We start from the raw sequence: 22,129 nt of genomic DNA on the forward strand, positions 1-22,129 counted from the left end.
GTGGGGGGCCCGAACGACTCAAGTCTGAGCGCGCAGTACGGCTCCCGCTGCGGTTTCGGGAAGTTTCCTGGGGCTCACTAGAGTGCGTCGGATGGAGGTCTCCCCATGAAGGTGCTGGTCACCGGCGGCGCCGGCTACATCGGTTCGGTCACCGCCAAGGCGCTCGAGGTCGCCGGGCACACCCCCGTCATCCTCGACTCGCTGCTCACCGGACCCCACGTCTTCGTGCGGGACCGGATCTTCTACGAGGGCGACATCGCCGACCGGGCGCTGCTCGCCCGGATCGTGGAGGAGCACCCCGACCTCGACGCCACCATCCACATGGCCGCCCGGATCATCGTCCCCGAGTCCGTCGAGCAGCCCTACGAGTACTACCGCGACAACGTCGCGAAGTCGCTGGAGCTGTTCGACCAGCTCCAGCAGCTGGGCAAGCCGCGGGTGCTGTTCTCGAGCTCCGCGAGCCTGTACGCCCCCAAGGAGGGCTTCGAGGTCGTCGAGGCCGACCCGCTGGCGCCCAACTCGCCGTACGCCCGGACCAAGCACATGATGGAGCAGGTCCTCCAGGACATGGCGGTCGCGACCGACCTGCGCGCGATCATCCTGCGTTACTTCAACCCGATCGGCTCCGACCCCGACCTCGAGTCCGGCATCTACGCCAAGGAGCCCTCGCACGTGCTCGGCCAGCTGGTGATGGCGGCCCGCGGCCAGAAGGACGCGTTCACGATCACCGGCGTCGAGCACCCCACCCGGGACGGCACCGGCATCCGCGACTACATCCACGTGTGGGACGTCGCCCAGGCGCACGTGCGCGCGGTCGAACAGTTCGACCAGGTCCTCGCCGCGGTCGGCGAGCCCAGCGTGGTGATCAACCTCGGCACCGGCGACGGCACCACCGTGCGCGAGCTGGTGGCGGCGTTCGAGAACGTCTTCGGCAGCCAGGTCCCGATCAAGGAGGCGCCGCCGCGGCCCGGCGACGCCATCGGCGCCTACGCCAACGTCGACCGGGCCACCGAGCTGCTCGACTGGCGCGCCTCGCTCTCGCTCGAGGACGCGATCGCCTCCGCGCTGGCGTGGGGCGAGAAGCGCCAGGAGATCCTGGGCTACGAGTGAGGTACGCCCCCGCCCTGGTGCTCCTGGCCTCGCTGGTCGTGGCCACGCCTGCGACTGCCGAGGACCGCACGCAGCTGGTCCGCGAGGACGCCAAGCCGCTGACAGGACGGGTCGTCGTGATCGACCCCGGGCACCAGCTCGGCAACCACAACTTCCCGGCGAAGATCAACCGGCTGGTCCCCGCCGGCGGGTTCCGGAAGCCGTGCAACACCACCGGCACCGCGACCCGTGGCGGCTTCGCCGAGGCGACGTTCGCGTGGCGGGTCTCGCTGCGGCTCAAGGCCACGCTGGAGCGGCTCGGTGCCCGGGTCGTCCTCACCCGCCAGGCCAACAGCCAGAAGCGGTGGGGTCCGTGCGTCGACCGGCGCGGCCGGGCCGGCAACAAGATCCCGGCCGACCTCAAGATCAGCGTCCACGGTGACGGTTCGTACGCCGCCGGCGCGCGCGGCTTCCACGTGATCGCCCCGACCGACCGCAAGCCGTGGACCCACGACATCTACGAGCCCTCGAGGCGGCTGGCCCTGCTCGCCCGCTCCTCGCTCGTCAGGAAGGGCGTGCCGCGCGCCAACTACATCGCGGGCGGTGACGGTCTCGACTTCCGCGGCGACCTGGGCACCCTCAACCTGTCCAACGTCCCGACCGTGATGGTCGAGCTCGGCAACATGAAGAACGCCGCCGACGCCCGGCGGATGACGACCGCCAAGGGGCGCTCGGCGTACGCGGCTGCCCTGGCGCGCGCCGTACGTCTCTTCCTGCGCTGACGCCCAGTCACCCGGGTGGCTCCCAACCACCCGGAAAGGCCATGGACCGGCCCGCTCCGGCACCTAGAGTTCTTCGTCGTGAGCGCGAGGGCGAAGCGTCAGGTCCAGGGGAAGGACCGCCAGCGGCGTGCTCTCCAGAAGGAGCTCCGGCGTCGCGCGCGGCGAGCCGCGATGCGGCCGGGAGCGGCCGGGGCCGCGGCGGCGCTGGCCCTGAGCATGGCGGGGGTCGGGACGGCCGAGGCCGCCGACCGGCCCGACGAACGCGACCGTGCAGGCCATGACGCGAGATCCGGTCGCGCCGAATCCCGCGGAGTTCCCAGTGCCGAGCGGGCCCCGGTCGCGCTGGCGAACACCCTGTTCTTCACCCACGCCGGGCCCGGCGGCACAGAGCTGTGGAGGTCCGATGGCAGTGCGGCCGGGACAGCCGAGGTCAAGGACATCTGGCCTGGTGCCGAGGGGAGCTACCCGCAGGACCTGACCGTGGTGGGCAGCACCGTCTTCTTCACCGCGGATGACGGGATCCACGGTCGTGAACTGTGGAGGTCCGACGGCACGCCCGCGGGAACGGTGCTGGTCGCCGACGTCGACCCGAGCACTGACGACTACTACTCGGCGCCCAGGTACCTGACCGCGGTGGACGGCGCCCTGTTCTTCACCGCGGATGACGGGATCCACGGTCGCGAGCTGTGGAGGTCCGACGGTACGGCTGGGGGCACGGTGCTCGTCGAGAACATCGACCCGGGCACGTACGACGGCTACTACTCCGGACCCAGAGACCTGACCGCGGTGGCCGGCACCCTGTTCTTCACCGCGGATGACCTCACCCACGGCCGTGAGCTGTGGAAGTCCGACGGCACCGCCGACGGCACGGTGCTGGTCAAGGACATCAACACCGACACCTACGACGGCGGAGCGGCCGGCAGCTACGGCGCGAACCTGACCGCGGTCGGGGACACGCTCTTCCTCACTGCGGACGACGGCGCCACTGGTGCGGCGCTGTGGCGGTCTGACGGCTCTGCCGAGGGCACCGTGCTGGTGAAGGACGTCGACCCCGGGTTCTACGGCTACGCCGGCGTGCGCAACCTCACGGCGATGGGGGGCACCCTCTTCTTCGCCTCGGTCGACGGAACCACGGGCTACGAGCTGTGGAAGTCGGATGGCAGTGCTGACGGGACCGTGCTCGTCAAGGACGTCAGGCCCGGTGGCAGCAGCAGCTACCCTTCCAACCTGACCACAGCAGACGGCACCCTGTTCTTCACGGCAGCGAGCTCGACCACCGGCTACGAGCTGTGGCGCTCGGATGGGACTGCCGCCGGCACCGTGCGGGTCCGGGACCTCGGTCCGGGCGCGTACTACGGCTCCTACGTCTACGAGCTGGAGGCCATCGGCAGCAACCTGTTCTTCACGGCTGACGACGGCACTACCGGCCGTGAGCTGTGGAAGTCCGACGGCACCGGTTCAGGAACGGCGCTGGTTCGGGACATCGAGCCCGGGGCCGACAGCAGCTACCTCGACGGGCTCACCGCTGTGGGAAGCACCCTGTTCTTCACGGCGGTCGAGAGCACCGGCCGTGAGCTCTGGAAGTCCGACGGCACCACCGCCGGCACCGTCTCGATCACCGGCACTACCCCGGACGCGACCCCGCCCGACACAGCGATCACCGCCGGTCCGGGCCACGGCTCGACGGTGACGGCCAGCGCGGCGACGTTCGGCTTCGCCGGCACACCGGGAGACACGGCCAAGCTGCAGTGCTCGCTCGACCGCCGCGCCTTCGCCGACTGCACCTCGCCGCACAAGTTCATCGGATTGGCCAACGGCACCCATACGGTCGCGTTCCGGGCCGTGGACGGTGCGGGGAACGTCGACCCGACTCCGGCGACGCGGACGTTCACCGTCGCGTCGAACGCGTTCACGCTGCCTGCCGGCGGGAAGGCCAACACCAAGAAGGCCACGCTCACGCTCAAGGTGCGTCTGCCCGGTCCGGGCACCCTCAGGCTCCGCCCGGTCGGCCAGGCTCCCGTGCAGGACGCCCGGGTCAAGGCTGAGCGTGCTGGAGCCGTCAAGCTCACGATCCGGCTCACGCAGGATGGCCTCGCGCAGATCAAGCAGGCTGGCAACGGCAAGCTGACGGTGAAGGTGAAGGTGACCTACATTCCGGCCGGCGGCACTGCGCACAGCCTGACCAAGCGCTACACGCTGATCCTCGCGTGAGCGCGCCGCGGCCCCGGCGGGTCAGCGGTGGTACATCGGCGCGTGCGGACACGCGTCTCCATGACGCCAACGACACCGGACGCGCCGGTAGAACCTCTTGAGTCCCCGTTTCACGACGGACACCGTGGTGGCTGAACGCGACGATGTCATCGACGCTCGGTGAACGGATGGTCAACAGGTTCGCCACACGTCGCTGATCGGCGGCTGCGGCTAGGGCTCCCACCCGTTCAGGCTGATCTGCAGTGACTAGTCCGGGGTAGTCACACCCGAGCGGTCCACCCGGCTCGGTTGGGTGATGGGAAACGCAGGGTCCCGGGCCTAGGGTCCAATCCTCAGGTCATCGTCCACGGGGAGAGTGTCATGACCGCACGTTCGAGCATGCTCGGCCACAGTCCGCTCGTTGCGACCGGCGCCCGCGCATGAGCGCCCGAGCGAAGCGCCAGGTCCAGGGGAAGGCGCAGCGGCGCCGCGCCCTGCAGAAGGAGCTTCGTCGCCGGGCCCGGCGCAGTGCCCTCCGGCCTGCCGCCGGCGCGGCCGCCGCGTTGGCCTTGAGCATGACGGGGGTCGGGACGGCTGCGGCCGCCGACCAAGAAGGGGCGGCGGCCGAACCTACGCGTCATGACGTCAAGCCCCGCGACGGGATGCGGCCTCCGCGCGAGATGGGCGCTCGCAGGGAGGGGCGGCGCGCCACCAGGGGCGTGGAGGCGACGGGGTCCGGCGGCGAAGCGCGGGAAGGCGCTGGAGCCGAGCCGGAGAAGGTCGAGGTCGGCGGCGTCCTGTTCTTCACCACGTACGCCGATGGCGGCGGCCGCGAGCTCTGGAAGTCCGACGGCACCAGCGCGGGGACCGTGCTCGTCAAGGACATCCGTGCGGGCTCCATGAGCAGCAGCCCGCAGGATCTGACCATCGTCAACGGCACCGTCTTCTTCACGGCGGACGACGGCACGAACGGCCGCGAGCTGTGGAAGTCCGACGGCACCGCGGCCGGGACCGTGCTGGTCGAGGCGGTCGACCCGGGCATGGGCTACTACTCCGGTCCACGTGACCTGACCGCGGCCGGCAACCTCCTCTACTTCACCGCGGACGACGGCACGAACGGGCGCGAGCTGTGGAAGTCGGACGGCACCGAGGCCGGCACCGTGCTGGTCGAGGTCATCGACCCCAGCACGACGGGCAGCTATGCGGGCCCCCGCAACCTGACCGCGATGGGCGATGCCCTCTACTTCACCGTCGACGACGGCACCCACGGGCGCGAGCTGTGGAAGTCGGACGGCACCGAGGCCGGCACCGCCCTGCTCAAGGACGTCAACCCCGGCACCTACTACGGCTACGGGTACAGCAGCGGCGCGAGCTATCTGACCGTGGTCGGCGCCACGCTGTTCTTCAGCGCGGACGACGGCACGACCGGTCACGCCCTCTGGAAGTCCGACGGCACGGGGGCTGGGACGGTCCTGGTCAAGGACGTCGACCCTTCGGCGTACGGCTATTCCGACTTGGAGAACCTGACTGCGGTCGGCGGAACCCTGTTCTTCACCGCGGACGACGGCACCACAGGGCGGGAGCTGTGGAAGTCCAATGGGACCGCGGCTGGGACGGTCCTGGTCAAGGACGTCCACCCCGGCGTTGGCGGCAGCGATCCGGGCAACCTGACCTCCGTGGGAAGCGAGCTGTTGTTCGTCGCGGATGACGGAACCGCCGGGCGGGAGCTGTGGAGGACGGACGGGTCCGAGGCCGGGACCGTCGGCATGGACATCAACCCCGGACCCAGCGGCGCCTTGCCTAGCCGCCTCACCGCCGTGGGTGGCTTGCTGTTCTTCACCGCTCGCGACGGCAGCCACGGTCGGGAGCTGTGGACGTTCGACTCCAGCACCCTCGGCACCGCGCTCGTCAAGGACTTCACGCCTGGTACCGCTGGCACCTACATCTACGACGTGTCAGCGGTCGGCGGCACCGCGTTCTTCCAGGCCAGCGGCAGCACCGTCGGCTACGGCCTGTGGAAGTCCGACGGGACCACGGGCGGCACCGTCGTGGTGAAGCAGTTCTCGGAGGGCTTCGCCGACTCGGATGCGCGGAGGCTGGAGGCAGCGACCGGAACACTCTTCTTCACCGACATCGAAGCCGCCACCGGCCGCGAGCTGTGGACGTCCAACGGCACCGCGGCGAACACCGCCGTGGTCAAGGACATCCGGCCGGGCAGCGTGGGGTCCGACCCGAACCAGCTCACCTCGGTGGGCGGGACCGTCTACTTCACCGCCGACGACGGCACCCACGGCCAGGAGCTGTGGAAGTCCGACGGCACCGCGGCCGGCACCGTCCTGGTCAAGGACATCCGCCCAGGTGGCCCCAGCAGCTACGCGGACAACCTGACCGTTGTGAACGGCGTCCTCTACTTCACCGCCGACAACGGCGTCGACGGCTCCGAGCTGTGGAGGTCCGACGGCACCGAGGCGGGGACCGTCCTCGTCAAGGTGCTCAGTCCGGGTGGCCAGGGCGGGTACGGCTACTACTACTCATCCGGACTGCGGGACCTCACCGCCGTGGGGAACAACCTGTTCTTCACCGTCGATGACGGCACGCATGGTCGCGAGCTGTGGAAGTCCAACGGCACGGACGCCGGGACCGTGCTGGTCAAGGACATCAACCCCGCGGCTTACGGTGGCTACTACAACTCCCCCCGTGACCTGGCGGCCATGAACGGCGTCCTGTACTTCACCGCCGACGACGACGGCGCCGCCGGTCGCGAGCTATGGAAGTCCGACGGCACCGACACAGGGACCGTGCTCGTCGAGGACATCCGTCCCGGGGCCGACGGCAGCAGCGCACGAGGACTCACCGCGGTCGGCACGACCCTGTTCTTCTCCGCCGACAACGGCATGGACGGCCGTGAGCTGTGGAAGTCCGACGGGACTCCGGGCGGGACGGAGCAGGTCGAGAACATCAGGCCCGGAGCCCCCAGCAGCTCACCGGTCAACCTGACGGACGTGAACGGCAGCCTGTTCTTCACGGCGCACGACGGCGCCACCGGCTACGAGCTGTGGAAGTCCGACGGCAGCGCGGCCGGCACGTTCCTGGTCAAGGACATCCGGCCGGGCGCCTCCTACAGCTACGCCTACGACCTCACCGCGATGAACGGCGTCCTCTACTTCAACACCTCGGACGGCACGAACGGGTACGAGCTGTGGAGGTCGGACGGCACCACCGCCGGGACGTTCCTGGTCAAGAACATCGCGTCCGGGTCCGACGACAGCTATCCCGACGAGCTCACGGCAGTGGGGAGCACCCTGTTCTTCACCGCGTGGGACGACACCTCGCGCGAGCTGTGGAAGTCCGACGGCACCGATGCCGGGACCGTCAAGGTCACCACGCCGCCTCCGGACACCACCGCGCCGGACACGACGATCGACTCCGGTCCGGCGAACGGGTCGACGATCACGACGGACTCCGCGACCTTCGGGTTCTCCGGCACGCTGGGCGACACGGCCAAGCTGCAGTGCTCGTTGGACGGTGGTGCGTTCGCCGACTGCACGTCGCCGCGCACCTTCACCGGCCTCGGCGCCGGTAGCCACACGGTCGCCTTCCGCGCCGTGGATGCTGCGGGCAACGCCGACCCGACCCCCGCGACCCGCACGTTCACTGTCAACCTGCCGGACACGACCGCGCCGGACACCACGATCGACTCGGGCCCGGGGAACGGGTCGACGATCACGACTGACTCGGCGACGTTCGGGTTCTCCGGCACGGTGGGCGACACCGCGAAGCTGCAGTGCTCGCTCGACGGCGCCGCGTTCGCCGACTGCACCTCGCCGCGCACCTTCTCGGGACTGGCCAACGGGAGCCACACGGTCGCCTTCCGGGCCGTGGACGGGGTCGGCAACACCGACCCGACCCCGGCGACACGCACGTTCACGGTCAACGTCGCCGTGGTGACCCCGCCACCGCCGGCCGCGCCGTCCAACGCGTTCACCCTGCCCGCGTCGGGGACGGCCAACACCAAGAAGGCCACGCTCACCCTGTCGGTCAACCTGCCCGGCGCCGGCGTGCTCAGCCTCGCGCCGGTCGGCAAGGCACCGGTCAAGACCGCCAAGGTGACGACGGGCGGCCCCGGTGCTGCGAAGATCACGATCAAGCTCACCAAGCCCGGCAAGGCGCTGATCAAGGCGAGCAAGAACGGCAAGCTCAAGGTCAAGGTGCAGTTCACCTACACCCCGACCGGCGGCACCCCCAACACCCTGACCAAGAAGTACACGCTGATCCTCAAGTGACCACTCCCGAACAGACCCCGGCCCCGGACACCCCGTCCCGGTCGGTCATGGAGGCCGGCTTCACCCACAGCGCGTCGTTGCCGGACGTGCTCGGGGGAAGCGGTGCCTCGCTGCTCGTCTCGACCTACCAGGCCGGCCAGCTCGTCGCGGTCGGCGTCGACGACGGCAAGGTCGCCTTCGACTTCCACCGCTTCGACCAGGCGATGGGGGTCGCGGTCGGGCAGGACCGGCTGGCCGTCGGCGCCAAGGGCCAGGTGTGGTTCCTCGACGACCACTCCGAGCTCGCACCGCAGCTCGAGCCGGCCGGGCACTTCGACCGGTGCTTCCTGGCCCGCAGCTCGATGGTCACGGGCGGGATCCAGATCCACGAGATGGCGTGGGGGGTCGACGCCGAGGGACAGCCGGACCTCTGGATCGTCAACACCTTGTTCTCCTGCCTGGTCGGCCTCGACCCGGCCTACAGCTTCGTGCCGCGCTGGCGTCCGCCGTTCATCTCCCGGCTGGCCGGGGAGGACCGCTGCCACCTCAACGGCATGGCCATGCGGGACGGCGCGCCGGCGTTCGTGACGGTGATGGCGCGGTCGGACACGCCGGGCGGCTGGCGCGAGAACAAGCTCACGACCGGCACGGTCCTGCACGTCCCCAGCGGCGAGGTCGTGACCACCGGGATCTCGATGCCGCACTCCCCGCGCTGGTACGACGGCCAGCTCTTCGTGCTCGACTCGGGCATGGGGCACCTGCAGCGCGTCGACGTCCAGAGCGGCCGGCGGGAGATGGTCGCGGCGCTGCCCGGCTATGCCCGCGGCCTGGCCATCCACGACGGGCTCGCGTACGTCGGGCTGTCCAAGATCCGCGAGACCGCGGTCTTCGGCGGGGTCCCCATCGCGGAGTTCCACGACCAGCTCAAGTGCGGCATCGGCGTCATCGAGCTCGCCACCGGCAACACCGTCGCCACCTTGGAGTTCACCTCGGGCCTCGAGGAGATCTTCGACGTGCAGGTCGTCCCGGACTCCCGGTGCGTCGCCCTGGGCAGCGCGCCCGGCGATGGTGACGAGATCTGGCTCGTGCCGGCCCCTCGTTAACTAGAACGAGTTGCCCCCGAGGTGGTTGACACCTCAACGAAACACGCGAGGTGACGGGGCTTCACAACCCGTGTCTACGGTCCTTGGCATGTGGCGTCGCACCGTCGGTGCGGCGATCGGCTGACCGTCTCGGGTTCCGCCCTCCGCATCCGTCGGCCCGGCCCGGGCTCGACGGAACCGACCCCGGCACGGCTAGCTCGGCACGGCTCCGGCCGCACTCGAGCGACCCCTCATGAGGAGTGCTCCCTTGCGCAGAAGTACCCAGCTTTTCCGACGGTTCGTCGCCGTCACGGCGGCCGGTGGCCTGGTCCCGACGCTGCTCGCCGTCACCTCGTCACCGGCCACGAGCGCCGAGCCCGAGGACGCGGTCGTCGCGTCCGGTCCCGACTGGACCGTCACCCAGGTGGCGGGCGGCTACCAGGTCAGCCTCGAGCTCGACGAGCCGCTGCCGATGGTCAGCGACGCCCCGACCCTGGTGGTCGACGGCGAGGTGGTCGGTCCGGCCACGGAGTCGGCCGACAGCCTGACGCTGACCGTCGTGACCGCGGACGACACGGTCGCCGACGCCGGGGACGTGGAGCTGGGCTGGGCCAGCGGCGACGAGTCGAAGGTGGAGCCGACCGACGGCCCCGTCACCTCGACCGACGCACCGGTGACCCCCTCGACCCGGGCTGAGCTGGCCAAGCTGGTCGCGCGGGCCGCCGCCGGTGATGACGGGTCGACGCCTGGCCCCTACACCTACAAGGTCGACGACTACGACTTCGGCGACCAGGCGGTCGACATGGCCGGCATCGGCGGGATCCGCGGCGAGCTGACCGGGCGCATCTACCTGCCCGACGCCAGCGTCGCGCCCGGTGAGCGGCCGACCATCATTTTGCTGCACGGCAGGCACACGTCGTGCTCGAACCTCGTGTCGCCGTCGCCGTCCAACCCCAACCGGTGGCCCTGTGTCGTCGGCCAGACCGAGGTGCCCAGCTACCGGGGCTACGACGGGACCGGCCAGACGCTGGCGACCTGGGGCTACGCGGTGGTCTCGATCTCGGCCAACGCGATCAACGCCAACGACGCCCAGCTGACCCTCGACAACGGCGCCAAGGCCCGCGGCCAGCTCGTCATCGACAGCCTGAAGATGCTCGAGAAGGCGAACGCCGGCGACCCGACGATCTACCACGACAACGCGCTCGACCGGGACCAGAGCATCGAGCAGGCGCTCGACGCCAAGCCGACCCAGCCGGAGCCCAACGTCACCAACCTGGACGCCGACCAGCTCAACGCGGCCGACCTGGTGGGCCGGTTCGACCTCGACGACGTCGGCCTGATGGGCCACTCCCGCGGCGGTGAGGGCGTCGTCTCGACGGTCACCCTCAACCAGGCGCTGGCCGACCCGTTCGGCATCACGTCCGTGCTGCCCCTGGCGCCGGTCGACTTCGCCCGGATGACGGTGGCCGACACCCCGATGATGGTGCTGCTGCCGTACTGCGACGGCGACGTCTCCAACCAGCAGGGCCAGCACTTCAACGACGACTCCCGCTACGCCCACGACGACAACGTCCTGCTCTCGACCGTGTGGTCGATGGGCGCCAACCACAACTTCTTCAACACCATCTGGACGCCGGGCAAGTACCCCTACTCGGTCAGCGACGACTGGGGCGCCAACAGCACCGACTCCGTCTGCGGGCCGATGTCGGGCACCAACATCCGGCTGACCGCCGACCAGCAGTACCAGGTCGGGACCGCCTACATGAGCGCCTGGTTCCGGATGACGGTCGGTGACCGTGACGAGGACTTCCTGCCGATGTTCGACGGGTCGACCAAGCCCACGCTCACCAGCGTGCCGACCGCCGACATCAGGGTGATCGGCAGCGCGCCAGCCGAGGAGCGGGTGGACATCGAGACGTTCACCGAGTTCAGCGGCAAGATCCGCAACTACGGCTCGGCCGTGGCGACCCTGTGCGCCAGCGCCTCCGGGCGGACCCTCGCCCAGGCGTTGCCGTTCTGCGGCACGACCAGCACGGTGCGCTCGACCAGCGCGATGCCGCACTGGACGCCCGCGTCGTTCGCACCGAACGTCCCCGCCTCGCCGATGACGAAGTTCCTGTGGTCCAACGTCACCGGCAACAGCGCGGCCTCGATCCGGATGACGCTGCCGGCGTCGGCGCGCAACGCCGCGGCGTACGACGCCCTGGTGTTCAAGACCGCGCCCGACGAGTCGGTCGTGTCCGGCACGGACATGACGCTGACGGTGGTCGACTCCGCAGGAGCGACCTGGTCGACGCTGGTCTCGGCGCTCAACCCGCTCGCGGTGAGGCGGATGCCGGCCAGCACGTCCACGACGCTCAACAAGATCGTGCTCCAGGAGGTCTGGGCACCGGTCAGCGCCATGACCGGGATCAACACCGCCGACATCCGTGAGGTCCGCCTCGCGGCGGCCGTCGGTCTCGACGGCACCGAGACGGGCGGGGCCTACCTCTCCGACCTGGCGCTGGTGAACTCGGCGGTCGGCACGCCCGTCGTCGAGGTCGCCGCACCCACGATCGGCCTCGACTACACCAACGTCGAGGAGGGCAGCGGCCCGAGCACCAAGGACGTGGCCGTGGTGCTGAGCAAGCCCGTCGCCAAGACGGTGTCCGGCTACTACACAGTGATCGGCTCGACCGCGTCGACGTCCAAGGCCGCCCTGGCCGTCCAGCAGGTGACCTTCGCCCCGGGCGAGACCTGCAAGGCGGTCACCGTGCCGACGATGGGCGACAGCACGCCCGGCGCCAACCAGGCGGCGGCGTCGGCGACGTACAAGAACGACATCAGCAACCCCCAGCAGGTGATCACCGGTGACAACGCCTTCGCCAACATGGTGGTCCGCGAGGACGACGGCCTGACGACGGGGACGCCGCTGCCGGCGTTCGGCGTCCAGGGCGACGTCTGCGCGGAGTACGCCGCCAAGTCGGAGGTGTTCGCGCTGACGGCCACCGACCTCGAGCCCGCCCCGGGCGAGACGGTGACGCTCAGCGGCACCGGCTTCCGGGACGGCGAGGCGGTGACCTTCACCGACGGGTCGACCGACCCGGCGACGGTGCTCGGCACGGTCCTGGCCGGCCCGACCGGCCTCGCGTCGGTCGACCTGGTCCTCCCGGGCGACGCCACGCTCGGCAGCCGGACGATCTCCGCCGCTGCGGCGGGGTCGTTGCGCAAGGCCGAGGTCGACCTGGCGGTGCTGGCGCCGACCGAGACCCAGCTGGTGCTGGACCCGGCCGCTCCGGCGATCAAGGAAGCGGTGACCCTCACCGCGACCGTGACCGGGGCGGACACGACGGGGAGCGTGGAGTTCTTCGACGGCACCACGTCGCTGGGCTCGGCACCGGTCACCGGTGGCACGGCATCCGTCCCGGTCCCGGGCGGCTTCCTGGCCGGGGACCACGCGATCACGGCGGTGTTCGGCAAGACGGCGACGGCCAACACGTCGACGTCCAACGCCGTCGCCTTCACCCTGGTCAAGGGGGCGACCACCACGGTCGTCGACTTCACCGACGCCGCCACCTCCTACGGCGAGGGCGCGACCGCGACCATCACCGTCGCCGGGGGAGCGGGCGAGACGGTGACCGTCGGGTTCGGGGGCGCCTCGACGGCCCTGCCGCTCGACGGGGCCGGGAAGGCGACGTACGCACTGCCGGCCACGCTGGCGCCCGGGAGCTACCCGCTCACGGTCACCTACGCCGGGTCGGACACGCTGGCGGCCAGCAGCACCACGGCGACGTACGTCGTCAGCAAGGCCGCCTCGACGACCGAGTTCGCCAAGTACCGGGTGTTCAAGGCCGGCAAGAAGGCGCGGCTCAACGTGGTCGTCAAGGTGACCGGCCTGGGCGGACCCAGCGCCACGGCGCCCACCGGGACCGTGCTGGTGAAGTGGGGCAGCAAGACCAAGCAGGTGCCCATGCCGGCCTCCGGCCTGGTCAAGGTCAAGCTCAAGAAGTCGGGTGGGGTGCCCCTGGTGACGGCGACCTACTCGGGTGACGGCAACTACGCCGGCTCGTCCGTGACCGAGTAGCCCGCCGCTCGCCGTCGCGAGCGCCGCCCTGGCCCACCCTCCCGGGCCGGGGCGGCGCTCTGGTGTCCGCTCAGTAGGCTCGCCGACATGACCGACGCGCTCGCTGGTTGGGGCGTGTCGCACACCTACCACTGGGACGACTGGACGCTGCCGGCCCTGGTCGAGGCCAAGGGCGCAGCCAAGGTCAGCCTGGTCGTGCCGGCCCGCAACGAGGCCGCCACCGTCGGCGACGTCGTCACCCGGGTGCGCGAGGCGCTGATGGACACTGTGGCGCTGCTCGACGAGATCGTCGTGATCGACAGCGACAGCACCGACGCGACGTACGACGTGGCGACCGACGCCGGCGCCGTGGTCCACCGCTCCGCGGAGATCCGCCCCGACCTGGGCACCGTCCCGGGCAAGGGCGAGGCGATGTGGAAGTCGCTGTTCGTCACCGTCGGCGAGATCGTCGTGTTCATGGACGCGGACCTGCTCGACTGGGACACCCACTTCGTCCCCGGCCTGCTGGGGCCGATGCTCAACGACCCGGCCGTCCGGCTGGTCAAGGGGTTCTACGAGCGCCCGATGGGGTCGGGGGAGACCGCCGTGCCGTTCGAGGGCGGCCGGGTGACCGAGCTGGTGGCCCGCCCGCTGATCCGGCTGCTCTTCCCCGAGCTCGCCGGGCTGCACCAGCCGCTGGCCGGGGAGTGGGCGATCCGGCGCTCGCTCTTCGAGAACCTGCACGTGCCCACCGGCTACGCCGTCGAGCTCGCCTCGCTGGTCGACACGGTCCGGCTCTACGGCCTCGAAGCGCTGGCCCAGGTCGACCTCGGGACCCGGGCGCACCGGCACCAGTCCCTGCGCGACCTGAGCGGGATGTCGGCGCAGATCATGTCGGCGGCGCTGTCCCGGGCCGGCCTGGAGGTCGGCAGCGACGAGCGGCCGCCGGTGGTGAGCGTGCGGTGACCCTGGTCCTGGGCCGTCACGAGTTCCCGGACGACGCGACGCTGATGATGGCCATCGTCAACCGGACGCCCGACTCCTTCTACGACAAGGGCGCGACCTGGGCCGAGGACAAGGCGTTCGAGCGGGTGGCGCTGGTCGTCGAGCAGGGCGCCGAGATCGTCGACATCGGCGGGATCAAGGCCGCGCCCGGCGCCGAGATCGACGAGGCCGAGGAGCGGTCCCGGGTCGTCGACTTCGTGGCGCGGGTACGGGCGGCGTACCCCTCCCTCGTCATCTCCGTCGACACCTGGCGCGCCTCGGTCGGCGCGGCCGTCTGCGAGGCGGGCGCCGACGTCCTCAACGACGCCTGGGGCGGCGCCGACCCCGAGCTCGTCGACGTCGCGGCCGAGCACTCGGTCGGCCTGGTCTGCACGCACACGGGCGGTGCGACGCCGCGGACCCGGCCCTACCGGATCGAGTACGACGACGTCGTCCGCGCCGCCATCGCCGACACGGTGGCGTACGCCGAGCGCGCCGTCGCCGCGGGGGTCGCCCGCGAGTCGGTGGTGATCGACCCGGCCCACGACTTCGGCAAGAACACCTTCCACTCCCTCGAGGTCACCCGCCGGCTCGGCGAGATGGTCGAGACCGGCTGGCCGGTGCTGGTGTCGCTGTCCAACAAGGACTTCGTCGGCGAGACGCTCGACATGCCGGTCGGCTCGCGGCTGACCGGGACCCTCGCCGCCACGGCGGTGTGTGCCCTGGCCGGTGCCCGCATCTATCGCGTGCACGAGGTCGTCGAGACCCGGCAGACCGTCGACATGGTGTGGACGATCGCCGGGCGTCGGCCACCGGCGCGGGCCATCCGGGGGTTGCAGTGATGCCGCAGTGACGCGGGTCGTCCTCGTGCCTGGCGTGCTGGCGCTGCTGCCGGAGTACGCCGGTCTCGACGACCCGGTCGCCGAGCTGCGGTCGGCCTGTCTGGCGGCGGTCGCGTGGCTGGGCCGCGACGTCGAGGTGCTCGCCGACGACCAGGGCGCCCGGGTCGGTGCCTACCTGGTCGATGCGACGACGCGCTCGGTCGACGAGGAGTCCTACCTCGTCGTCGCCAACGGCTCGGCCCGGCGGACCGAGAAGGCACCCGGTCACCTCGACGAGCGCTCCTTCGCCTTCGACGCCGGGCTCCGCGAGTGGCTGTCGGGCCGCGGGTCGCCGCCCGACCCGGTGCTGGGGGAGGAGCTGCTCGCCTCGCTGACCGGATTCACCCTGATGGCCGAACGGGTCGCCCCCTGGGGTTCTCCCGTCGTCGACTTCGACGACGACCCGTTCGGGGTGCAGTACTGGGTGATGCGGTGGCAGGTCCGGTGAGGGTGCTGGTCGGCTCGGCGTCCGGTCCCTCTGATCTCGCCGGCCTCTACGCGGCGCCGCGGACCCCGTGGCTGCGTGTCAACATGGTCAGCAGCGTCGACGGCGCGGCGACGGGGGAGTCCGGCAAGAGCGGGTCGATCAACAACGCCGCCGACAAGGTCGTCTTCGACACCCTCCGGTCGCTGGCTGACGCCGTCGTGGTCGGGGCCGGGACGTTGCGCGACGAGGGCTACCGGCCGATCGCCGGGACGCCCCTGGTCGCGGTGAGCCGGCGCGGGTCGGTGCCGCCGCGGCTGCGGGACGCTGCGCCGGGATCCGTGCTGATGGCGACCTGCGCCGCCGCCGAGGGGCTGGCCGAGGCCCGCTCGGTCCTCGGGGCCGAGCACGTGCTCGTCGCCGGCGACGACTCCGTCGACCTGGCCCTGGTGGTGGCGGCCCTGCACGACCGTGGCCTCACCCAGCTGCTGTCCGAGGGCGGCCCGACCCTGCTCGCCTCGCTCCTCGCCGCCGACCTCGTCGACGAGCTCGACGCCACGGTCGTGCCCCGGCTCGTCGGCGGCTCCGGCCCGCGCATCGTCACCGGCCCGCCCGTCGAGGTACCCCTGACGCTGCACACCCTCCTCGAGGAGGGTGGCACCCTGCTGGCGCGCTGGCTCACCCCGCGTGGCGCGGACTGACGGCCGAGTGTCGCCGCACCGGTCACCTCCGCAGGTGGGGCGCAATGGGGCCGTTGGGGCGTAGGGTGCGGACTTCCGGCGAGCGCCGGTCTCGGGATCGTGGAGGGAACCACATGCTTCGTCGTGTCGCGGCCACCGCCGCTCTCGTCCTCGTCGGTGCCGCCGCGCCGGTGCTGGCCACCAACGGCGTGCTCAGCGGAGCGCAGGCCTCGCCGGCCGCGGCCGAGGACACGCTCTACCGCGCGGGCGGCGGGTTCGACGCCAAGGACAGCAAGGTCCGGGTCGCCCCCGAGCAGTACTCGGCCGTCGAGGTCGACGTCGCCGGGGTCGCGGCCACGCTGCGCGGCGCTCCGGTGGCCGGCCGGTCGGAGGCCCGGCAGACGTTCCGGGTGCCCACCCCGACCGGTGGTCTCGAGCGGTTCGCGGTCCGGCGCACGCAGACCATGGAGCCCAAGCTCGCCGCCGCCAACCGCGACATCCTCACCTGGTCGGGCCAGTCGCTCGACAACCCCGGGACCACGATCGCGCTGGACGTCACGCCGATGGGCTTCCACGCCTCCGTGCGCGGACCGAACGGGCAGGGCGCCTGGCTCGTCGACCCGGCGTACAACCGCCGCGGCACCACCACGCACCTGAGCTACTACGCCGCGGCCGTCGAGGCCAACCCCGCCGAGGAGTTCGTCGAGCAGGAGACCCGCTCGATCGGCAACTCGCTGGCCCCCAAGGTGGTCGGCGACCCCGCTCCTGACAAGGCCAACAAGCGGGTCGTGCAGCGCGTCTACCGGCTGGCGCTGACCAGCGACCCGTCGTACGCCGCCTACTTCGGCACCGACAACGTGCTGGCCGAGAAGGTCACCCTGATCAACCGGGTCAACCAGATCTACAACGACGACCTGGCCATCCGGATGCTGCTGGTCAACGACACCCACAAGCTCAACCTCGACACCACCGCCAAGGCGCTCGGCCCCAACGGCCCGTGCGGTGCGCACCCGTGCTTCGACCAGGTCGCCAACCCGAGCGACCCGCCGGCCGACCAGTACAGCCAGCTCGACTTCTGCGACATCGGCACCCTCGGCCGCAACCGCACCGTGCTCGGCCAGCTGATCGGTGCCTCCAACTACGACGTCGGCCACATCGGCCTCGGCGTCAACGGCGGCGGCGTCGCGTTCCTCGGCGTCGTCGGCTGGGACTACAAGGGCAGCGGCTGCACCGGTCTGCCCGAGCCCAAGGGCGACTTCTTCGCCATCGACTACGTGGCGCACGAGCTCGGCCACCAGTTCGCCGGCAACCACACCTTCAACGGCGTGCAGTTCGCCTGCTCCGGCGGCAACCGCGAGCCGAGCGCCTCGGTCGAGCCGGGCTCCGGCTCGTCGGTGATGGCGTACGCCGGGATCTGCCTGCAGGACGACCTGCAGCCGCACACGGACCCCTACTTCAGCCAGCGCACCAACGACGAGGTCAACGCCTACACGGGCTCGCCGACCCTCCCCGTCACCGAGGTGCAGACCGTCTCGCTGAGCGGCTTCGACACCGACGGCGAGTCGATCGACCTCGACTACCCGGGCCCGACCGGTCCGATCACGCTGACCCGGGGGACCAACTACAACGCCGTCGCCATCGAGGCCGCGGTCGAGACACTGACGGGTCAGAACGTCACCGTCACCGGCTGGGGCTACGACCCGTACGGCGACCCGATCGACCTGATCGCGCCGCTGACGGCGCCGGACGACACCGGGTTCCAGATCATCTTCGCCGGGTCGCCGGACCCGGAGGTCTACGGCGGTGGCGGCGACCTCGCGTCGCTCCAGGTCTCGTCCGTCTCCGCGGGGGTCTCCGGCTTCGTCGGTGAGACCGCCAAGGGCGGCCCGGCCGACAACGGCGGCGTCACGGTCCAGACCCTCAACCGGGCGCCGAAGGCGAAGGCGCCCCGGGACCGCACGATCCCGCTGCGTACGCCGTTCAAGCTCACCGGCTCCGCCAAGGACAAGGACCGCAGGCAGAAGCTCACCTACCTGTGGGAGCAGAACGACCAGGGCGGCGACGAGGGCACCGAGCTGGTCGCCAACAAGAAGCGCACCGGGCCGCTGTTCCGGGTGTTCGGCACCCGGGCCAAGGTGACCGACCGCGGCACCCTGGTGTCGCCGTCGCCGAAGCTCAACCTGGCCACCGGTGACCCGACCCGCTACTTCCCCGACCTCGCGCAGGTCCTCAAGGGCAACACCAACGCCAAGACCGGCCGCTGCCCCAAGGTCGCGCCGCTGCCGGACGACCTGGACGACTACGAGCCGGTCAAGGGCTCGATCGTCGACTGCTACTCGGAGTTCCTGCCGGTCAAGGGCTACCGGGGCCGGGCCGGCTCCGAGAACAGGGTCATGCACTTCCGGCTCACCGTCCGCGACGGCTACGACGGTGGCGGCGGCGTCGACACCGCCGACGTCCGGCTCAAGCTGGACCCGCGGGCCGGACCGTTCCTGGTGACCTCGCAGAAGGAGAAGGGCACCGTCGTCCGCGCCGGCTCCACGCGGCTGGTCACCTGGAAGGTCAACGGCACGAGGTTCCTCGCCGAGGACGTCCGGATCCTGCTCAGCACCAACAAGGGCAAGACCTGGACCAAGCTGGCCAAGACCACGAACGACGGGTCCGCCAAGGTCACGTTCCCCAACGTCCGGACCAAGAAGGCCCGGATCATGGTGGAGGCCGCGGGCAACTACTTCTTCGCGGTCAACGACCGGTGGTTCAAGATCCAGTAGTGGCACACTCGCGACACAGTTGGGCCGGCGAGCCGGGACGGGTACGCCTGGTCCGCCTCGATCCGGCACCGACTGTGTCGCGAGATCACGTCCTCGCCGTCCCCCGGCGGATGGCCACGACCGACTCGAGGTCGGCGCGCACCTGCGCAGGTTGGAACATCACGTCCTCCCAGACGAAGCGGACGACGAGCCAGCCCCTGCAGACCAGCCGGGTGTAGCGGCGCACGTCGACACGGAACGGTTGCGCGCCGCCGTGGTAGGCCCACGACTCGCACTCGATGGCGATCTTGAGACCCACGTCCGCCAGGTCGACGCGTCCGATCGAGCCGATCCCGACCTGAGGTACGACGCGCAGTCCGGCGACGTCGAGCGCGATGGATCTGGTGACCGACTCGAACGGGTTGTCCGCCCGGGGATCGGCGAGCTCTGCGACGCGAATCGCGCGGGGCCGGCCGGATCGTGGGGAGGCTCGGGCGCAGGCCAGCAGGTCGTGCCGCGTGACCCGGCCGCTGCGGAGGGCGGAGTCGGCGACCGACAGCGCCTCGTCGAAGGGCAGCGTCCGGGCGCAGTCGACGACCGTGTGGACCCGGCTGAGGACGCCGCCGTCCACGCAGCCGGCCGGGAGGTCCCGTCGGCGCACGTCGAGGTCGGCGCGGGCGAGCGAGCGGTTGCGCGGCACGATGACGACTGGTCGCTCGGGCGGCTGCTTGACCGCCCAGTCCCAGTGCTGAGCGGCGCTGAGCCCGCCGAGCACGCCACCGGCCGCGTGCGCCGTGGTGATGTCGGCCGCCACGTCATGGGTCGAGTACCGGCCACGGCTCGCCTCCGTCAGCAGGCCGTCGGCCAGCGCTGTGGCGATGTCCTCGGCCGAGACGACCCGCAGCAGGTCACGTCTCCGCGCGACGCCGCCGAGCTGCTCCATGAGTGCGCAGAGATCCGGACCGCCCATGCCTGGAGCCTGATCTCGCGACTCAGTTGGTGCCGAGGGCCATCCACAGCCGCCTGGGTCCGGGCGGTCAGCCGCCAACTGTGTCGCGAAGGTGGCCGGCCTCGACCAGTGACGGGCCGTACCAGGTGATCAGCCGGCCGCTGACGAGCTCGGTGGGCGTACGTCGGAACGCCTCCGGACCGTCGTCGGCGGTGAAGACGTACGGCTCGTCGGGGAGCAGCACGACGTCCGCGCCGGTCTTGTCGGGGTCGTCGAGCTGCTCGACCGCGACGGTCGGGTAGCGGTCGGCCGCGTCGGCGTACGCGTTCGCCCAGCCGAGGCGGCGTACGAGGTCACCGGTGAACGTGTCCCGACCGACCACCATCCACGGGTCGCGCCACACCGCGATCGCCACCGTCCTGGTCACGGGCGGGAGGTCGCCGCACCACAGGTCGCGCGCCTCGGCGATCCAGTCGGGCCGCTCCCAGCCGAGCACCTCGTCGAAGAGGCGCTCGAAGGTCTCGACCGCCTCCGGCACCGTCTCGATCCGGGTGACGTGGACGTTGATGCCCGACTCCTCGAGGCGGCGGACGTCGAGCTCGCGGTTCTCCTCGCGGTTGGCGATGACCAGGTCGGGTCGGAGCTGCCTGATGGCCTCGAGGTTGGGGTTCTTGGTCCCGCGGACCCGGCGTTCGAGCGTGTCGTCGAGGTCGGCCGGGTGCGTGCACCAGTCCGTCGCACCGACGACCGCCTCGCGGCGTACGGACGCCAGGGCCTCGGTGATCGACGGGACGAGGCTGACGACGCGGCGGGCGGGCGGCATGTAACTCAGTGTCCAGGTCACTGCCACGGCGTCCGGACACCGTGCCAGTGACCCGGACACCGGGTTACAAGCGCGCGGCGCGGCACGGACCCACCCGCGCTACACGTTCCGCCGGTACTGCCCGCCGACCTCGAAGAACGCCTCGGTGACCTGGCCGAGCGTGCAGACCCGGGCGGCGTCCATGAGGACCGCGAAGACGTTCTCGCCGGCGACCGCTGCTTCCTTGAGACGGGACAGCGCGGCCGAGGCCTCGGACGCGTGCTCCGCCTGGAACGACCGCACCCGCTCCAGCTGGGACGCCTTCTCCGTGTCCGTCGCCCGGGCCAGCTCGACGTGGTCGGGCGTGCCGTCCTCGGCGTCGGGGTTGCGGAACGTGTTGACGCCGATGATCGGCAGCGAGCCGTCGTGCTTGCGGTGCTCGTAGAGCATCGACTCGTCCTGGATCCGGCCGCGCTGGTAGCCGGTCTCCATCGCCCCGAGCACGCCGCCGCGCTCGGAGAGCCGGTCGAACTCGGCCAGCACCGCGGCCTCGACCAGGTCGGTGAGCTCGTCGATGACGTAGGACCCCTGGAGCGGGTTCTCGTTCGTCGCCAGGCCCCACTCGCGGTTGATGATCATCTGGATCGCGAGCGCCCGGCGGACGGACTTGTCCGACGGCGTCGTGACCGCCTCGTCGTAGGCGTTGGTGTGCAGCGAGTTGGCGTTGTCGTAGATCGCGATCAGCGCCTGCAGCGTGGTGCGGATGTCGTTGAAGTCCATCTCCTGCGCGTGCAGGGACCGGCCGGAGGTCTGGACGTGGTACTTCAGCTTCTGCGAGCGCTCGTTGGCGCCGTACTTGTCGCGCATCGCGACCGCCCAGATCCGGCGGGCGACCCGGCCGATCACGGAGTACTCCGGGTCCATGCCGTTGCTGAAGAAGAACGACAGGTTGGGCGCGAAGTCGTCGATGTCCATGCCGCGCGCCAGGTAGGACTCGACGTAGGTGAACCCGTTGGCGAGGGTGAACGCGAGCTGGCTGATGGGGTTCGCCCCGGCCTCGGCGATGTGGTAGCCGGAGATCGACACGGAGTAGAAGTTGCGCACCTGCCGCTCGATGAACCACTCCTGGATGTCGGCCATCATCCGCAGCGAGAACTCGGTGGAGAACAGGCAGGTGTTCTGGCCCTGGTCCTCCTTGAGGATGTCGGCCTG

14 protein-coding genes are annotated in these 22,129 nt (G+C 70.9%); 11 read left to right on the forward strand and 3 right to left on the reverse strand.

What is annotated here, in order from left to right; all coding sequences use genetic code 11:
• Positions 1 to 105: 105 nt before the first annotated feature.
• The 11 genes from galE to JHD21_RS10075 all read left to right on the forward strand — a co-directional run bounded on the left by galE (position 106) and on the right by JHD21_RS10075 (position 19,187).
• Entirely contained in the window at positions 106 to 1,110 is a 1,005-nt protein-coding gene (gene galE, locus JHD21_RS10025) for a UDP-glucose 4-epimerase GalE (protein WP_292674241.1), read from the forward strand.
• Positions 1,107 to 1,871 (forward strand): N-acetylmuramoyl-L-alanine amidase, encoded by a 765-nt coding sequence (locus JHD21_RS10030; RefSeq protein WP_292674243.1) that lies wholly within the window; start codon positions 1,107 to 1,109, stop codon positions 1,869 to 1,871. The genes galE and JHD21_RS10030 overlap by 4 nt, the downstream gene beginning before the upstream one ends.
• Positions 1,872 to 1,949: 78 nt before the next feature.
• Entirely contained in the window at positions 1,950 to 4,082 is a 2,133-nt protein-coding gene (locus JHD21_RS10035; protein WP_292674244.1) for an ELWxxDGT repeat protein, read from the forward strand.
• Between the two features lie 419 nt (positions 4,083 to 4,501).
• Positions 4,502 to 8,344 carry an ELWxxDGT repeat protein gene (locus JHD21_RS10040; protein WP_292674246.1) on the forward strand — a complete coding sequence of 1,281 codons (3,843 nt, stop codon included), beginning with the start codon at positions 4,502 to 4,504 and terminating at the stop codon, positions 8,342 to 8,344.
• Positions 8,341 to 9,426 carry a TIGR03032 family protein gene (locus tag JHD21_RS10045; RefSeq protein WP_292674249.1) on the forward strand — a complete coding sequence of 362 codons (1,086 nt, stop codon included), beginning with the start codon at positions 8,341 to 8,343 and terminating at the stop codon, positions 9,424 to 9,426. Before JHD21_RS10040 ends, JHD21_RS10045 begins: the two co-directional genes overlap by 4 nt.
• Positions 9,427 to 9,673: 247 nt before the next feature.
• Complete coding sequence (locus JHD21_RS10050) at positions 9,674 to 13,468, forward strand: Ig-like domain-containing protein (protein ID WP_292674251.1); 3,795 nt, start codon at positions 9,674 to 9,676, stop codon at positions 13,466 to 13,468.
• Between the two features lie 87 nt (positions 13,469 to 13,555).
• Positions 13,556 to 14,413, forward strand: coding sequence for a glucosyl-3-phosphoglycerate synthase (locus tag JHD21_RS10055; protein WP_292674253.1), 858 nt, complete (start codon positions 13,556 to 13,558; stop codon positions 14,411 to 14,413).
• Positions 14,410 to 15,273, forward strand: coding sequence for a dihydropteroate synthase (folP, locus tag JHD21_RS10060; protein WP_292674256.1), 864 nt, complete (start codon positions 14,410 to 14,412; stop codon positions 15,271 to 15,273). The genes JHD21_RS10055 and folP overlap by 4 nt, the downstream gene beginning before the upstream one ends.
• A 7-nt stretch (positions 15,274 to 15,280) precedes the next feature.
• The gene (locus JHD21_RS10065) at positions 15,281 to 15,760 is read left to right on the forward strand and encodes a hypothetical protein (protein ID WP_292674258.1); all 480 of its coding nucleotides are present in this window, start codon (positions 15,281 to 15,283) and stop codon (positions 15,758 to 15,760) included.
• Positions 15,757 to 16,437 (forward strand): dihydrofolate reductase family protein, encoded by a 681-nt coding sequence (locus JHD21_RS10070; protein WP_292674259.1) that lies wholly within the window; start codon positions 15,757 to 15,759, stop codon positions 16,435 to 16,437. The genes JHD21_RS10065 and JHD21_RS10070 overlap by 4 nt, the downstream gene beginning before the upstream one ends.
• Before the next feature lie 113 nt (positions 16,438 to 16,550).
• Entirely contained in the window at positions 16,551 to 19,187 is a 2,637-nt protein-coding gene (locus JHD21_RS10075) for a reprolysin-like metallopeptidase (protein ID WP_292674260.1), read from the forward strand.
• A gap of 85 nt (positions 19,188 to 19,272) precedes the next feature.
• Here the strand turns inward: JHD21_RS10075 and JHD21_RS10080 are convergent, their stop codons facing one another.
• The 3 genes from JHD21_RS10080 to JHD21_RS10090 all read right to left on the reverse strand — a co-directional run.
• A complete protein-coding gene (locus tag JHD21_RS10080; RefSeq protein ID WP_292674261.1) occupies positions 19,273 to 20,136 on the reverse strand; it encodes a hypothetical protein in 864 nt (287 codons plus the stop codon).
• A 67-nt stretch (positions 20,137 to 20,203) separates the two neighbouring features.
• On the reverse strand, positions 20,204 to 20,938 hold the full coding sequence (locus JHD21_RS10085; RefSeq protein ID WP_292674262.1) for a helical backbone metal receptor: 735 nt from the start codon (positions 20,936 to 20,938) through the stop codon (positions 20,204 to 20,206).
• Between the two features lie 99 nt (positions 20,939 to 21,037).
• A partial coding sequence (locus tag JHD21_RS10090) for a methylmalonyl-CoA mutase family protein (RefSeq protein ID WP_292674263.1) occupies positions 21,038 to 22,129 on the reverse strand: 1,092 nt, incomplete at its 5' end.

It is taken from the genome of Nocardioides sp., assembly GCF_016462705.1.
Taxonomy (GTDB): domain Bacteria; phylum Actinomycetota; class Actinomycetes; order Propionibacteriales; family Nocardioidaceae; genus Nocardioides.

Bases quoted from the DNA above. Each gene is read 5' to 3' on its own strand.
- JHD21_RS10085 (WP_292674262.1), bottom strand. From the start codon at position 20,938: ATGCCGCCCGCCCGCCGCGTCGTCAGCCTCGTCCCGTCGATCACCGAG.
- galE (WP_292674241.1), top strand. From the start codon at position 106: ATGAAGGTGCTGGTCACCGGCGGCGCCGGCTACATCGGTTCGGTCACC.
- JHD21_RS10055 (WP_292674253.1), top strand. From the start codon at position 13,556: ATGACCGACGCGCTCGCTGGTTGGGGCGTGTCGCACACCTACCACTGG.
- JHD21_RS10040 (WP_292674246.1), top strand. From the start codon at position 4,502: ATGAGCGCCCGAGCGAAGCGCCAGGTCCAGGGGAAGGCGCAGCGGCGC.
- JHD21_RS10075 (WP_292674260.1), top strand. From the start codon at position 16,551: ATGCTTCGTCGTGTCGCGGCCACCGCCGCTCTCGTCCTCGTCGGTGCC.
- JHD21_RS10080 (WP_292674261.1), bottom strand. From the start codon at position 20,136: ATGGGCGGTCCGGATCTCTGCGCACTCATGGAGCAGCTCGGCGGCGTC.